We start from the raw sequence: 15,400 nt of genomic DNA on the forward strand, positions 1-15,400 counted from the left end.
GCGGCGGGAATTCCCGTCGCCGACCCTCGCACCCGCGCGGCGGCCCGCCGCCCGCGCCCCGGCCGGGTCCCCCGCCGGTCCCGTCAGACTCGACCGATGAGGCAGCGACGCGATGATCGATCGCAGCGACCCGCAATGGTACCGTGACGCCATCATCTACCAGATCCACGTCAAGTCGTTCTTCGACTCGAACAACGACGGGATCGGGGATTTCGAGGGCCTGACCCAGCGCCTCGACTACGTGCGCGATCTCGGCGTGACGGCGATCTGGCTGATGCCGTTCTATCCCTCGCCGCTGCGCGACGACGGCTACGACATCGCCGATTACCGGGACATCAACCCGTCCTACGGGACCATGGAGGACTTCAAGGCCTTCGTGGAGGCGGCGCACGAGCGCGGTCTGCGGGTCATCACCGAGCTCGTCATCAACCACACCTCGGACCAGCACCCCTGGTTCCAGGCCGCCCGCGAGGCCCCTCCCGGCTCGCCCGAGCGCGACTTCTACGTCTGGTCGGACACCGACGAGCCGTACAAGGACACGCGGATCATCTTCCTCGACACCGAGGCGTCGAACTGGACCTGGGACCCGGTCGCCAAGCAGTATTTCTGGCACCGGTTCTACAGCCACCAGCCGGATCTCAACTTCGACAACCCGAAGGTGCTGGAAGCGGTCATCGACGTGATGCGCTACTGGCTCGACATGGGCGTCGACGGCCTGCGGCTCGACGCGATCCCCTACCTGATCGAGCGCGACGGCACGAACTGCGAGAACCTCGCCGAGACCCACGACGTCATCAAGGCGATCCGCGCCGCGCTGGACGCGAGCTACCCCGACCGGATGCTGCTCGCCGAGGCCAACCAGTGGCCCGAGGAGACCGCGCAGTATTTCGGCGACGGCGACGAGTGCCACATGGCGTTCCACTTCCCGCTGATGCCGCGGATGTACATGGCGATCGCCCGGGAGGACCGGCACCCGATCACCGACATCATGCGCCAGACCCCGGAGATCCCGGAGGGCTGCCAGTGGGCGATCTTCCTGCGCAACCACGACGAGCTGACGCTCGAGATGGTCACGGCCGAGGAGCGTGACTACCTCTGGTCGTTCTACGCCGCCGAGCGGCGCGCCCGGATCAACCTCGGCATCCGCCGCCGCCTCGCGCCGCTCCTCGAGAACGACCGGCGCAAGATCGAGTTGATGAAGTCCCTCGTCCTGTCGATGCCCGGCACGCCGGTGCTCTACTACGGCGACGAGGTCGGCATGGGCGACAACATCTACCTCGGCGACCGCGACGGCGTGCGCACGCCGATGCAGTGGTCGCCCGACCGGAACGGCGGCTTCTCCCGGGCGAATCCCCAGAAGCTGTTCCTGCCGGCGATCCAGGACCCGATCTACGGGTTCGACGCGATCAACGTCGAGGCGCAGACCCAGGCCCAGACGAGCCTGCTGAACTGGACGCGGCGCATGATCGCGATCCGCAACAACAGCGTCGCGCTGGGGCGCGGCACGATCCAGTTCCTGTACCCGTCGAACCGGAAGGTGCTCGCCTGGATCCGCGAGCACGAGGACGAGCGGATCCTGTGCGTGGCGAACCTGTCGCGCGCGCCGCAGGCGGTGCAGCTCGACCTGTCGGAGTTGCGCACCGCGGTGCCGATCGAGCTGACCGGCGGCACCGAGTTCCCGCCGATCGGCGACCTGCCCTACCTGCTGACCCTGCCGTCCTACGGCTTCTACTGGTTCTCCTTGAGCGCCGCCCGGTCGGGGGTGATCGGCCCGCAGCAGGAGCCGCCCGAGCTGTTCACCCTCGTGCTCACCGGCGGGATCGAGACCCTGATGAGCGGGCGCGAGCGCGTCGCCTTCGAGCGCACCGTGGTGCCGCCGTTCCTGACGAGCCGGCGCTGGTTCGGCGCCAAGGGCTCGCGGATCAAGGCCACGAAGGTCGTCGACTGCGCCGCCCTGAAGGACGTCGACGGCAGCGCGCGCTTCCTGCTGCCGCGGCTGCAGGTGCAGCTCGCCAGCGGCGAGACCCAGGAATACTTCGTGCCCGTGGGCGTCGAGGAGGGCCGCGAGGACGAGACCCTCATGCCCTTCGCGGTGGCGCGGGTGCGCCGGGGGCCGCGCACCGGCCTGCTCTACGGGGCGGCCGGCTCCAACGACTTCGCCGCCTGCCTGATCGACGACATGCGGCAGGCCCGCGAGATCCCCACGGAGACCGGGCGGCTCGTCTTCGCCGTCACCTCGGCCTTCGACCCGGACGTCACGGTCGACGTGGCCGACATCCGCCGGCTCTCGGGCGAGCAGAGCAACACCTCGATCGCCATCGGCTCGAAGATGATGCTCAAGCTGCTGCGCCGCCTGCAGCCGGGCCTGCATCCCGAGATCGAGGTCGGGCGCTTCCTCACCGAGAAGGCGGGTTTCTCGAATACACCCGCCCTGCTCGGCACCCTGGAGCATGTCGCCGAGGACGGCACCCGGACCGCCCTGGCGGTCCTGCAGAAGTTCGTGATGAACCAGGGCGACGCCTGGACCCTGATGCTGGAGGGCCTGCGCCGGGACTTCGAGACCGTGGTGCTCACGCCCGAGAGCGAGGCCGCGACCCCCGAGGAGGCGTTCCAGGCCCACCGGCCCTGGGCCGACCTGCTCGGCCGGCGCACCGCCGAGCTGCACGCGGCGCTCGCCATCGAGACCGACGACCCGGCCTTCGCGGCCGAGCCGTTCACCGGGGACGACCTCGCCGTGCTGGCGCGCGACGCCCGCCACCAGGCCGAGCGCGCCTTCCGGGCGCTCAAGGGCCTCGCCGACCGCGGCCTCGACGCCGGCAAGCCGGCCTGCGCGGAGCTCGGCCAGCGCCGGGGCGAGGTCGAGGCGCTGATCGCCGCGCTCACCGAAGCGCCGGTCCGGGGCGCCCACAAGACCCGCATCCACGGCGACTACCACCTGGGCCAGGTGCTGGTCGCCGAGAACGACCTGATCATCGTCGATTTCGAGGGCGAGCCCTCGCGGCCGGCCGACGAGCGCCGGGCCAAGTCGATGCCCCTGCGGGACGTCGCCGGGCTGATGCGCTCCTTCGCGTACGGCGCCGAGACGGTGATCCGGGAGATCACCGCGCGGTTCGCCGATTCCGAGGAGCGGGCGCGGGACGCGGCGACCGCGTGGCGCGGCATGATCGAGGCGGCGTTCCTCGCCGGCTACGAGACGGCGGTCGAGGGCTCCCGGGCGGCGGTGACCGATCCGGAGAGCCGGACCCGTCTGCTGCGCCTCTGCCTGCTGACCAAGGCGCTCTACGAGGTCGACTACGAGGCCAACAACCGGCCGGACTGGATCGAAATCCCCGCCCGTGGGGTTCTCACCATTCTGGACACGGACGGACACGAGCCCGGAGCATCTGAATGACGGCGATCGACGAGACCTTCGCACGACGGGCCGACCCGGGCGCGGGGACGGCGCGGACCGCGGATGTCCCGGGCTCCGGCGCCGCGCAGCCGCCGAGCGTCCACCCGGACGCGATCGCCGCGCTGATGGCCGCCAACCACGGCGACCCCTTCGCGGTGCTCGGGCCCCACCGGGTCGGGCCGAAGGCCTGGGAGGTGCGCGCCGTGCTGCCCGAGGCGCGGGCCGCCACCCTGGTGATGGACGGCCGCACCGCGCCCTTCGAGAAGCGCCATCCGGACGGGTTCTGGGTCGCCAAGGTCGAGGGCGAGCACCGGCCCCTCTACGAGATCGAGGTCGAGTCCTGGGACGGGACGAAGCGCCGCCGCTACGACCCCTACGGCTTCGGCTCCTCGATCGAGCAGTACGACGTGGCGGCGCTCCGCGAGGTCGGCACCAACCTCGTCTACCGGATGCTCGGCGCGCAGTCGGGGCAGCTCGACGGCATCGACGGCTTCCGCTTCGCCGTCTGGGCGCCCAACGCCCGCAAGGTCAGCGTCGTCGGCGACTTCAACGACTGGGACGGGCGGCGCCACCCGATGCGCCTCTGGCAGGACGGCGGCATCTGGGAGCTGTTCGTGCCGGGCCTCAAGGCCGGCGTGCGCTACAAGTTCGAGATCCGCGGCCCCGACGGGTCCCTGGTGCCGCTCAAGGCCGACCCGGTCGCCTTCGCGGCCCAGCACCCGCCGGAGACCGCCTCGGTCACCCACGGGACGGGCGACTTCGACTGGCGCGATTCCGGCTGGATGAGCACCCGCGGCGCCAAGGACCCGCGCCACGCGGCGATCTCGATCTACGAGGTCCATCTCGGGTCCTGGGCGCGGGTGCCCGAGGAGGGCAACCGCTACCTCACCTACAAGGAACTCGGCGACCGGCTGATCCCCTACGTCAAGGATCTGGGCTTCACCCATATCGAGATGCTGCCGATCACCGAGTTCCCGTTCGACGGGTCCTGGGGCTACCAGCCGGTCTCGCTCTTCGCGCCGACGAGCCGCTTCGGAAGCCCTGAGGACTTCGCGGCCTTCGTGGACGCCGCCCACGAGGCCGGCATCGGCGTGCTGCTCGACTGGGTGCCGGGCCACTTCCCGCTCGACGCCCACGGGCTCGGCCTGTTCGACGGCACCCACCTCTACGAGCACGCCGACCCGCGCCAGGGCTTCCACCAGGACTGGGGCACCTACATCTACAATTTCGGGCGGACCGAGGTCGCGACGTTCCTCGCCGCCAACGCCCGGTTCTGGCTGGAGCACTACCACCTCGACGGCCTGCGCGTGGACGCCGTGGCGTCGATGCTCTACCTCGACTACTCGCGCCGCCAGGGCGAGTGGATCCCGAACCGCTACGGCGGCAACGAGAACCTCGACGCCATCGACTTCCTGCGCAAGACCAACGAGGCGACCTACAGCCACGCCCCGGGGACGATCACGGTGGCGGAGGAATCGACCTCCTGGCCGGGCGTCTCGCACCCGACCTACACGGGCGGCCTTGGCTTCGGCTTCAAGTGGAACATGGGCTGGATGCACGACACCCTGCATTTCATGCAGGAGGATCCGATCCATCGCCGCTACCACCACCACAACCTGACATTCGGGCTGCTCTACGCCTTCTCGGAGAATTTCATCCTGCCGCTCTCCCACGACGAGGTCGTGCACGGGAAGGGCTCGCTGCTCGGCAAGATGCCGGGCGACCGCTGGCAGAAATTCGCGAATCTCCGGGCCTATTACGGCTTCATGTGGGGGCATCCCGGCAAGAAGCTGCTGTTCATGGGCGGCGAGTTCGGCCAGGAGCGGGAATGGAACCACGACAGCAGCCTGGACTGGCACCTGCTGGACGATCCCCTGCACGAGGGCGTCCAGAGCGTGATCCGCGATCTCAACCGGCTCTACGTGTCGACCCCGGCCCTCTACAGCCGCGACGTGGAGCATACCGGCTTCCAGTGGCTGGTGGCGGATGACCAGGACAACAGCGTCATCGCCTGGGCCCGCAAGGGCGCGAAGCCCGGCGAGGTCGCCATCGTGGTGTCGAACTTCACCCCGGTGCCGCGCGAGGGCTACCGGATCGGCGTGCCACAGGCGGGGTTCTACCGGGAGGCGTTCAACTCGGATGCCGGGGTCTACGGTGGGTCCAACCTGGGCAACCAGGGCGGCCGCCACACCGACGATCAGGCGAGCCACGGCCAGGGGCAGAGCCTGTCGCTCACCCTCCCGCCGCTCGCCACGATGATCTTCCTGCTGGAGGGGTGAGGAGACTTTCGCCTTCGCCCAGGCGTCACCGCGTCGTCCCGGGGCCGCGCAGCGGAGCCCGGGATCCAGGCCCGCCGGCGGTCAAGGTCCGCACCGACGGCGGTTCGGGTCGCCCCCTCCGGCATATCCGTCCGGGTCCGGCTGCGACGCCCCCGGACGACGGGCGCGGTGAAGCGGCGCGAGGGGAAGCGCCCGCGCCGTTGGCAGAGATGATCTGACCCGACCGGACCTCCCCGCCCCGCAGGGGGCCCGCGAGAAATCCCTACGCCGCCCGCCAGCGCAGCCCGACGCTGTTGCCGATGGCCCGGCCGTAGAGCCCGGCATAGTCCTCGGCGGCCCGGTCCCAGCCGAAATGGGCCGCCATGGCCCGCCGCCGCATGGCGTTGAGGCGCTTCTTCTGTCCGAAAGCCTCCAGCGCCCGCCGCACCGCCGCCCCGAAGGACGCGGCCGAGGCCTCCCCGAAGGTGAAGCCCGTCACGCCGTCCTCGACCGTGTCGGCGAGGCCCCCGGTCCGGCGCACGATCGGCAGGGAGCCGAAGCGCTGCGCGTACATCTGGGCGAGGCCGCAGGGCTCGAAGCGCGAGGGCATCAGCAGGAAGTCGCTGCCGGCGAACATCCGCCGGGCCTGCGCCTCCTCGAAGCCGACATGCACGCCGACCGCGTCGGGATGGCGCTGGGCGAGGCCGCGGAGCGCCTGCTCGAACCGGCCCTCGCCCTGGCCGATCACCACGAGCTGGCCGCCCCCGGCCACGATGGTCTCGGCCGCCTGCAGGCTCAGGTCGATGCCCTTCTGGTGCACGAGGCGCGACACGATGGCGAAGAGCGGCCCGCGGGAGACCGCGAGGCCGAATTGCTGGCGCACCGCCTCGGTGTTGGCGCGCTTGCCCTTCCAGTCGTCGATCTCGAAGCGCGTGGCGAGGTGCGGGTCGGTGGTCGGATCCCAGCTCTCGTCGATGCCGTTCAGGATGCCGGCGAGCCGGCCCTGGCCGGCACGGGTGCGCAGCAGCCCGTCGAGGCCGCAGCCAAGCTCGGGCGTCTGGATCTCCCGCGCGTAGGTCTCGCTCACCGTGGTGACCTGCGAGGCGTAGAAGATGCCGGCCTTGAGGAAGGAGAGCTGTCCGTAGAACTCGGCGCCGTCGACCTGGAAGGCCGAGTCCGGCACGCCGAGCCGGGGCAGGGCGTCCCGGGGGAACAGGCCCTGGTAGGCGAGGTTGTGGATGGTCAGCACGCTCGGGACCCGCCGGCCGCGCCACGCGAGATAGGCCGGCGCCAGGGCCGCCTGCCAGTCGTTGAGGTGCAGGATGTCGGCCGCCCAGTCGGGATCGGCGCCGGTGGCGAGGTCCGCCGCCGCGAGGCTGAGGCGGGCGAAGCGCAGGTCGTTGTCGCCGAAATCGCCGTGCTGGTCGCCGTAGGGCGTGCCGTCGCGCTCGTAGAGGTCGGGGCTGAGCAGGACGTAGATCCGCAGGCCGTCGGCCGCCTCGACCAGGCCGAGGTCGCAGGCGGGAATGCCCGCGAAGCCCTCGAGGCGGGCGACGACCGGGATCTCCGGGAAGGCGGCCCGGACCTGCCGGTAGCCCGGGATCAGGACGCGGATGTCGTAGTGCGGGACCAGGGCCCGGGGCAGGGCGGCCGAGACCTCGCCGAGGCCGCCGGTCTTCACGAAATCCGCCATCTCGGGCGTCGCGTAGAGGATGCGGCGGCGCAGCGAGGCCGGCCGGGCCGGAACCGGTACGGGACCGACGCCGTTCCCCTCGCCGGACGACCACTCGGCGAAGGGACCACCACGGCGCGCATCGAGCATCAGCATTGATCCTGGCCGGGCGGAATGCCCCGGTCTGGCAGTCGACCGGGCAGGCACGGCTGTCACGATCTCAACCACGGCCAATGCTCCTTCGCCGCGACGGTTCCGTTGCGACGCACAAAATAGGCCACCGTGGTGATTAAGCGTCACTTACCTATGTGGCATCGCAGCGAGAAATCGCGCCGCCACGGCGGATTTCGGCCGCTGGATACAGATCTTCGGCCCGGAACGACGGCGCCCGGCGTAACCGGACGGGTCCCGCTCGTCCGTCTTCGCCCGATCGGCGGTGCCCGCCGAGCCCCTGATTCGGTCCCCGGCCTGACGGATGCCGGAGCCGGGGCGGCCTCGCGTCACCCGGCGCGGCGCAGAATCACCCCCTCGGCGGGCTCCAGCGCGAGGGTGAGGCCGGCCGGCTCGCCCGCGCGCCCCGGACGGGTCGAGAGCAGCACGGTCCAGGCCCCCTCGGGGAGCGGCAGGTCCTGCGACGCCGCGCCGAAATTCAGGAGCACGCGCAGGACGTCCCCGTCGGCGAAGCGCTCGTAGGCGAACACCTCGGCGATCCCGAGCGGCACCTCGCGGTAGCCGCCCACGGCGAGCGCCGCGTGGTCGCGGCGCAGGGCGAGCAGCCGCCGGTGCAGGGTCAGCATCGAGCCCGGATCCGAGCGCTGGCTCTCGACGTTGCAGGCTGCCCAATCCGCCGCCAGCGGCAGCCAAGGCTCGACCGTGGAGAAGCCGGCCTGGGGCGTGTCGTCCCACTGCATCGGCGTGCGCTCCGGGTCGCGGCCGTGCCCGGGCTCGTTGTGCTCCCAGGGATCCCGGGCGCGGTCCGGGGAAATCGGCACGTGGCCGAGGCCGATCTCGTCGCCGTAGTAGAGGGTCGGCGTGCCCCGCAGGGTCAGCAGCAGCATCGCGGCGATGCGGGCCTGCGCCGGCCCGACCCGCGCGGCGATGCGCGGCTGGTCGTGGTTGCCCAGCACCCAGTTCGGCCAGCCGCCCTCGGGCAGGGCCGCCTCGTACTGCGCCACGAGGTCGGCCACCGCGTCGGCCCGCCACGGGGTCTGGATCAGCTGGAAATTGAACGGCAGGTCGGCCCCGGTCAGGTCCGGGCCGTAATAGGCGACCAGCCGCTCCACCGGCAGGTAGATCTCGCCGATCAGCACGCGCTCGCCGTACTGGCGCAGCACCGCCCGCATCCCGGCGATCACGTCGAAGATCTCGGGCCGGTCGGCGGAGTAGACCTGGGTGAAGCGGTTGATCTCGGGCGAGCCCGGCGCGTAGTCGGGATTGGCCGGGTTGTCGCGGAATCCCGCATCCTTCATCAGGTGCCAGATCACGTCGACCCGGAACCCGTCGACCCCGCGCTCCAGCCAGAAGCGGAGCACGTCGTGCATGGCCGCCCGCACCGCGGGGTTGCGCCAGTTCAGGTCCGGCTGCTCCGCCAGGAAGGCGTGGTAGTAGTACTGGCCGGTGGTCTCATCCAGCGTCCAGGCCGGGCCGCCGAAATTCGACAGCCAGTTGTTGGGCGGGCCGCCGCCAGGCGCCGGGTCGCGCCAGATGTACCAGTCCCGCTTCGGGCTCGCGCGCGACGACCGGCTCTCGGAGAACCAGGGATGCGCGATCGAGGAGTGGTTCGGCACGAAGTCGAGGATCACCTTAAGCCGCCGCCGATGGGCCTCGGCCACGAGGGCGTCGAAATCGGCCAGCGTGCCGAACAGCGGGTCGATCCCGCAGTAATCGGCCACGTCGTAGCCGAAATCGGCCATGGGCGAGGGGTAGACCGGCGAGATCCACACGGCGTCGACCCCTAGCCATGCGAGGTAGTCCAGCCGCGCCGTGATGCCCGGCAGGTCGCCGACCCCGTCACCGTTCGTGTCCTGAAAGGAGCGTGGGTAGACTTGGTAGACGGTCCCGCGCTTCCACCAGACGGTGTCGGTCATGCTGCGCCCCTCGCATCGGCGGCCCACGCTTAACCGCTGACCCGCGCGCTGGCGACCGGTGACGGATGCGCCGAGAGCGCGCGCCGCGCGCGAAACGCCCCGACGCGGCGTCGCCCAGGGAATGGCTGCGGCCCCCAAAACCTGTGCGCATGCCCCTTGTGCAGGGCGACGCCGCACGGCTGTGCCTGGAATGTCACGCCGCCCTGCCATATCTCCTCCGGCGTGCCCGTGCGCTCCGCCGGAGCGGCGCTGCCACGACTTCGCCGGAAGCCGACCGCATCGTCGGACGCTTCGGGGCACGGATCGCCCGTCCGTTCATGCGGCGGCAATCCATCAAAAGAGATAATCCGCCCACGATACCCCCGGCGCTAGAATCCGGGGCGACGACTTTGGGGGACCCGCACGTGTTGAACGATGTTCTGACCCGGCCTGTGCCACAAGATGTCTCGCGCGACGAGCGCGCAACCGAGGCGCCCGCCCCGGCCGCCTGGACCGCCCCGGTGCTGTCCGGCAGCGGCGACGCGGTGGTGGACCTGCGCGAGGCGATCCGCGCCAAGCTCACCTTCACGCTCGGCCGCACGCCCGAGACCGCCCGCCCGCGCGACTGGTTCGCCGCGACGGCGCTGGCCCTGCGCGAGCGGATCGTGGCCGCCGCGCTGACCTCCGAGCGGAGCGTGCCGAACAAGCGCGTCTACTACCTGTCGCTGGAATTCCTGATCGGCCGGCTGATGTCGGACGCGCTGAACAATCTCGGCCTCACCGAGACGACCCGCGGCGCGCTCCGGGAGCTCGGGATCGATCTGGACGCCGTGCAGGAGGCCGAGCCCGACGCGGCCCTGGGCAATGGCGGCCTCGGGCGGCTCGCCGCCTGCTTCATGGAGAGCATGGCCAGCATCGGCATCCCGGCCATGGGCTACGGCATCCGCTACGACCACGGCCTGTTCCGCCAGTCCTTCGAGGACGGCTGGCAGCGCGAGGCGCCGGAGACCTGGCTGGCCGAGGGCAACCCCTGGGAGTTCGCCCGGCCCGAGGCGACCTACGCGATCGGGTTCGGCGGCACCGTCACGCTGTCCTCGCCGGAGGAGGGGGTGATCCGGCGCCACTGGCAGCCGGCCGAGACCGTGCGGGCGGTGGCCCACGACGTGCCGGTGGTCGGCTGGCGCGGCCGCCACGTCAACGGCCTGCGCCTCTGGAAGGCCGAGGCCGGCGAGCCCGTCGACCTCGCCCGCTTCAACGGCGGCGACCATGTCGGCGCGGTCGCGGCGCGGATGCGCGCCGAGGCGATCTCGCGGGTGCTCTACCCGAGCGATTCCTCGGCCGAGGGCCAGGAGCTGCGCCTGCGCCAGGAATACTTCTTCACCGCGGCCTCGATCCAGGATCTCGTGGCCCGCCACGTGGCCGAGCGCGGCGACGTCCGGTCCCTGCCGGACCACGCGGCGATCCAGCTCAACGACACGCACCCGGCCATCGCGGTGCCGGAACTGATGCGCGTCCTGCTCGACGTCTACGGCCTCTCCTGGGAGGATGCGTGGCACGTCACCACGCACACGCTGCACTACACGAACCACACCCTCCTGCCCGAGGCCCTGGAGACCTGGCCGGTGGAGCTGATGGAGCGGCTGCTGCCGCGCCACATGCAGATCATCTACCTGATCAACTGGATGCACCTGGAGGAGCAGGCCAAGCACGGCCGGCAGGAATCGGCGGATGCCGCGGCCTACCTCGCGTCGATCTCGCTGATCGACGAGTCGCACGGGCGGCGGGTCCGGATGGGGCACCTCGCCTTCCACGGCGCGCGCCGGGTCAACGGCGTCTCGGCCCTGCACACGGACCTGATGCGCTCGACGGTCTTCTCCGACCTGCACGCGCTGGATCCGGACAAGATCGTCAACAAGACCAACGGCATCACCTTCCGCCGCTGGTTCCACAACGCCAATCCCGGCCTCACCCGGCTCGCCGTGGAGACGGTGGGCGCCGGCGTGCTGGACAATCCCGAGCTGCTCCGGGGCCTCGAGGCCCACGCCGAGGATCCGGCCTTCGTGGCGCGCTACGCGGCCGTGCGCCGGGAGCGCAAGGAGGCCCTGGCGGCGATCATCGCCGAGCGCACCGGCATCGACGTCGATCCGGCCGCTTTGTTCGACATCCAGGTCAAGCGCATCCACGAGTACAAGCGCCAACTCCTCAACGTGGTCGAGACCGTGGCGCTCTACCAGGCGATCAAGGCCGAGCCGCACCGGGACTGGACGCCCCGGGTGAAGATCTTCGCCGGCAAGGCGGCGCCGAGCTACGTCCAGGCCAAGCTGATCATCAAGCTCGCCTGCGACGTCGCCAAGGCGGTGAACGACGATCCCGAGGTCGCGGACCGGCTGAAGGTGGTGTTCCTGCCGAACTACTCGGTGAGCCTCGCCGAATCGATCATCCCGGCCGCCGACCTGTCGGAGCAGATCTCCACCGCCGGCATGGAGGCCTCGGGCACCGGCAACATGAAGTTCGCCCTCAACGGCGCGCTCACGGTGGGGACCCTCGACGGCGCCAACATCGAGATCCGCGACCATGTCGGGGCGGACAACATCTTCATCTTCGGCCTGGAGGCCGACGGCGTCCGCGCCCGGCAGGCCGAGCCGGACTACGCGGCCCGGGCGATCCAGGCCTCGCCGCGGCTGGCCGCCGCCCTCGACATGATCGCCTCGGGACGGTTCTCGCCGGAGGAGCCGGGCCGGTTCCGGCCGCTCACCGACGACCTGCGCCGGCGCGACCAGTACCTGCTCACCGCCGATTTCGACGATTACTGGCGGGTGCAGCGGTCGATCGACGCCGCGTGGCGCGATCCCCGCGGCTGGTGGGCGAAGGCGATTCGCAACACCGCCCGCATGGCGTGGTTCTCCTCCGATCGCGCCATGCGCGAGTACGCCGAGGAGATCTGGCGGGTCCGCCTGGGCTGAGTCGCCACCGGCCCGCTCCCGCGCGGGAGCGGGCCGCGCCGCCCTCAGGCCGCGCGCACGTTGGCCAGGAACCGCCCGACCTCCGCCGCGAGCCCCTCGGACTGACGGGACAGGGCGGTGGCGGCCGTGAGCACGTGGTCGGCCGCGACCCCCGTCCGCTCGGAGGCCTCGGCCACCCCGGCGATGGTACCGGTGACCTCCGCGGCGCCCCGCGTCGCCTCGGCGACGGTGCGCACGATCTCCCGGGTCGCGGCGCCCTGCTCCTATACGGCCGCGGCGATCGCGATCGCCACCCCGTTGATCTCGCGGATCCGGTCGATGATCGCGCCGATGGCGCCGACCGCGGATCCGGTCACGCCCTGGATCCGGCCGATCTGCGCGGCGATCCCGTCGGTCGCCCGCGCGGTCTTCTCGGCCAGGGCCTTCACCTCGCCCGCCACGACCGCGAAGCCGCGGCCGGCTTCGCCGGCCCGCGCCGCCTCGATGGTGGCGTTGAGGGCCAGCAGGTTGGTCTGCTCGGCGATGGACGCGATCAGCCGCACCACCTCGCCGATCTCGGAGGCCGCCTGCCGCAGCTCGGCCACGAGCCCGGCGGTCTGGTCGGCCTCGCCGACCGCCTGCTGGGCGAGCGCGGACGAGCCGCCCGCCTGACGGCCGATCGCCTGGATGGCGCTGCCGAGCCGCTCGGTCGCGGCCGCCACCGTGCCGATGTTGACCGCCGCCGCCTCGGCCGCCAGCGCCACCGCGCCGGACTGGCTGGCCGTCTCCTGGGCGGTCGCGGTCATCTGGTGGGCGGTGCCCTCGAGTTCGCCCGCGGCGGTCGAGACCCGGTCCACGATCCTGGCCACAGCCGCCTCGAAGGTCCGGGCGAGGCCCATCGTGGCGTCCTTGCGGGCCGCGGCCGCGGCGGCGTCTGCGCGCCGCCGGCCCTCGGCTTCCGCCTCGGCGTTGCGGATGATCAAGCTCCGGATCGCCTCGACCGCCCGGCCGACCGCTCCGATCTCGTCGCCGCGCCGCGCCTCCGCGATCGTGGCCGCGCCGTCGCCCTGCGCCACGCGCCGCAGCGCGGCGACGAGGCGGTGGAGCGGCCGCGTGACACCGACCACGACGATGGCCGCGGAGAGTCCCAGGGCGACGAGCAGGCCCGCCACCGTGGCGCCGATCAGGACCGACCGGGCCTGCTCGGCCCCCTGCTGCGTGGCGATCTTCGCCTCGCCGAGGCGGGCCGCCGCCGCCGCCTCGTACGCCTGGGCCGCCCGGTCGAACTGTGCCCGGACCTCGCGGCTGGCAACCACGCCGACCTGGATCGCCGCCGGCCGGTCATTCCGGAGCGCGAGGTAGTTGGAGCGGTCGAGCAGGTCGAAATAGTCCCGGGCGACCGTGCCGATCTGGCGCTGCAGAGCCGCGATCTCCGCGCGCCGCGAGCCCTGTTCCAGCGTCTCGATGCCGTCGGCCACGGCCTTGACGGAGGCGTCGTAGCGCTTGCGGAAGAGGGGGATGTCGCCTTTCGGCTCGCCGATGATGAGATTGCGGTTCATGAGCGCCGCATCGACGAATTTTTCGCGGACACGCGAGAAGATCTCGAGCCTCGCGAAATAGTAATCCACCAAAAATCTATCTCTCTCCTCGATCGCTCTGAGTTCTCTGAGCGAGTACGCGGCAGAGGCGGCGCACACGATCACCATGAACAAGAGCGGCGCGGACATTTTTACATGCAGGTTCGCATCGCGCAGGATCCGCATTCCGTTCGATCTCCGCCGGCGTCACCGGCACAGCTTATCACACGCCACGAACAGGAAGCCACGATCGATCAGATCACTCTTCGCGCGCACGAGTACACGAACCGATACAGAGACTGAATTGATAATTACAGAGATCGATAAATCGAATGCCATAATGGTGCGTTATTCAAACGCTCGTGCCCGCATGACTATGCCCGAACAGGGCCGGGGTCAGGCGCCTCGGACGAGCCCGAGCCGCAACCCGACGCGGCGCAGGCCGCGCCGCAGCCGGTGAAGCTGGCGGGCGGCGCGCGGGGCGAGGCCGAGTCTGCGCCGGCAGACGACGTGCGACACGCGCCCGATCCGCGGGCCCGGATCCGGCACGCCCTTGCGCAGGGCGATGTCCGGGCGTTCCGCCGACTGCGCGATCGTCAGCGCGCGCGCCGCCGGGAGGGTCACGCTGCGGAACATCGCGCGCGTGTAGTAGGAGAACTCGTCGTAGGCGACGAGGGTCCGCGCGCGCCCGGTCGCCGGATCCTCGACCGTCAGCGTGCCCGCCCGCGGCCCGTAGGTCACGAGGAGACCGATCACGTCGCGGGGGCGCCCCAGGGGAACGGCGACGCGCGTGCCCTCCGGGATCTCCAGGAAGTCCAGCGGGATGCCGTTGCGGCGCAGGGCGAACCCGCAGGTCAGGCCGGGGAGGGCGCGCAGCGGCAAGACCTCGAACCGGCCCGGCAGGGTCCGGAACCGGTCGATATAGGCCCGCCCCGGCGGCGGCGCGCGCAGGAAGCTGTAGACCAGGGTGCCGTAGAGGTCGGCGCCCGCCGGCGTGACGTGGGTCGCGTCCTTCAGCAGGTAGGTGATGTCGCCCGCGCCCGCGGCCGCCACCGGAGCGGCGATGTCGAGATAGGGGATCCCGTAGAGGGCGCGGTACTCCGCCAGCAGGCCGGCAACGGGCTCGGCCGCGTAGTCGACGCCGCCCTGGTGGAGGTTGAGGAAGGCGACGGGCAGGTCCCGCCGGGCGGTCGCCGCGAGGATGTCGTCGAGATAGGCCCGCATCGTCGCGCCGTCGAAGTAGCGGACGTTGCCGGTGAACAGCTCGAGGAGGACGCGGTCGCAGGGGATCGCGTCCAGGATCTCGTCGATCAGGGCGGCGATGGAGGGCAGGGAATGGCCGCCCCAGCCGCTGCGGAGGAACGTGACCGGGCGCCCCTCGGCCTCGGCCAGGGCGTTGGCCCGCTCGACGTAGCCCGGCAGCTCCGTGACGCTGTAGCCGAGGCAGAGGACGCGGACCATCGGGGCTCGGATCGGGCTCAGGATCGGCCCCGT

6 protein-coding genes and 1 pseudogene are annotated in these 15,400 nt (G+C 71.3%); 3 read left to right on the forward strand and 4 right to left on the reverse strand.

What is annotated here, in order from left to right; translation table 11 throughout:
• Positions 1-112 precede the first annotated feature (112 nt).
• Both treS and glgB read left to right on the forward strand, forming a co-directional pair.
• Positions 113-3,391 (forward strand): maltose alpha-D-glucosyltransferase, encoded by a 3,279-nt coding sequence (gene treS / locus ASG32_RS04915; protein WP_042672719.1) that lies wholly within the window; start codon positions 113-115, stop codon positions 3,389-3,391.
• Complete coding sequence (gene glgB, locus ASG32_RS04920) at positions 3,388-5,670, forward strand: 1,4-alpha-glucan branching protein GlgB (RefSeq protein ID WP_056523148.1); 2,283 nt, start codon at positions 3,388-3,390, stop codon at positions 5,668-5,670. The genes treS and glgB overlap by 4 nt, the downstream gene beginning before the upstream one ends.
• Positions 5,671-5,932: 262 nt before the next feature.
• Here glgB and glgA read toward each other — a convergent pair whose 3' ends face one another.
• Together glgA and ASG32_RS04930 are read right to left on the reverse strand one after the other, a co-directional pair.
• Positions 5,933-7,471 carry a glycogen synthase GlgA gene (gene glgA, locus ASG32_RS04925; RefSeq protein WP_056523235.1) on the reverse strand — a complete coding sequence of 513 codons (1,539 nt, stop codon included), beginning with the start codon at positions 7,469-7,471 and terminating at the stop codon, positions 5,933-5,935.
• Between the two features lie 350 nt (positions 7,472-7,821).
• Positions 7,822-9,408: an alpha-amylase family glycosyl hydrolase gene (locus ASG32_RS04930; RefSeq protein WP_056523150.1), complete on the reverse strand. Its 1,587-nt coding sequence runs from the start codon at positions 9,406-9,408 to the stop codon at positions 7,822-7,824.
• Positions 9,409-9,725: 317 nt separating this feature from the next.
• Between ASG32_RS04930 and ASG32_RS04935 the strand changes: the two genes are divergently transcribed.
• Positions 9,726-12,350: a glycogen/starch/alpha-glucan phosphorylase gene (locus ASG32_RS04935; RefSeq protein WP_244491806.1), complete on the forward strand. Its 2,625-nt coding sequence runs from the start codon at positions 9,726-9,728 to the stop codon at positions 12,348-12,350.
• Positions 12,351-12,394: 44 nt separating this feature from the next.
• On the opposite strand, the pseudogene ASG32_RS04940 reads toward ASG32_RS04935, so the two are convergent.
• Positions 12,395-14,092: pseudogene (locus ASG32_RS04940) on the reverse strand (HAMP domain-containing methyl-accepting chemotaxis protein).
• A gap of 210 nt (positions 14,093-14,302) precedes the next feature.
• On the reverse strand, positions 14,303-15,367 hold the full coding sequence (locus ASG32_RS04945) for a hypothetical protein (RefSeq protein WP_056523155.1): 1,065 nt from the start codon (positions 15,365-15,367) through the stop codon (positions 14,303-14,305).
• Positions 15,368-15,400: the final 33 nt, after the last annotated feature.

The sequence above is a fragment of the Methylobacterium sp. Leaf361 genome (genome assembly GCF_001424445.1).
In the GTDB taxonomy this organism is placed as follows: Bacteria; Pseudomonadota; Alphaproteobacteria; order Rhizobiales; family Beijerinckiaceae; genus Methylobacterium.

What these genes read in the sequence shown, in the direction of transcription:
- treS (WP_042672719.1), top strand. Translation starts at nt 113, where the DNA reads ATGATCGATCGCAGCGACCCGCAATGGTACCGTGACGCCATCATCTAC.
- glgB (WP_056523148.1), top strand. Translation starts at nt 3,388, where the DNA reads ATGACGGCGATCGACGAGACCTTCGCACGACGGGCCGACCCGGGCGCG.
- glgA (WP_056523235.1), bottom strand. Translation starts at nt 7,471, where the DNA reads ATGCTCGATGCGCGCCGTGGTGGTCCCTTCGCCGAGTGGTCGTCCGGC.
- ASG32_RS04930 (WP_056523150.1), bottom strand. Translation starts at nt 9,408, where the DNA reads ATGACCGACACCGTCTGGTGGAAGCGCGGGACCGTCTACCAAGTCTAC.
- ASG32_RS04935 (WP_244491806.1), top strand. Translation starts at nt 9,726, where the DNA reads ATGCGGCGGCAATCCATCAAAAGAGATAATCCGCCCACGATACCCCCG.
- ASG32_RS04945 (WP_056523155.1), bottom strand. Translation starts at nt 15,367, where the DNA reads ATGGTCCGCGTCCTCTGCCTCGGCTACAGCGTCACGGAGCTGCCGGGC.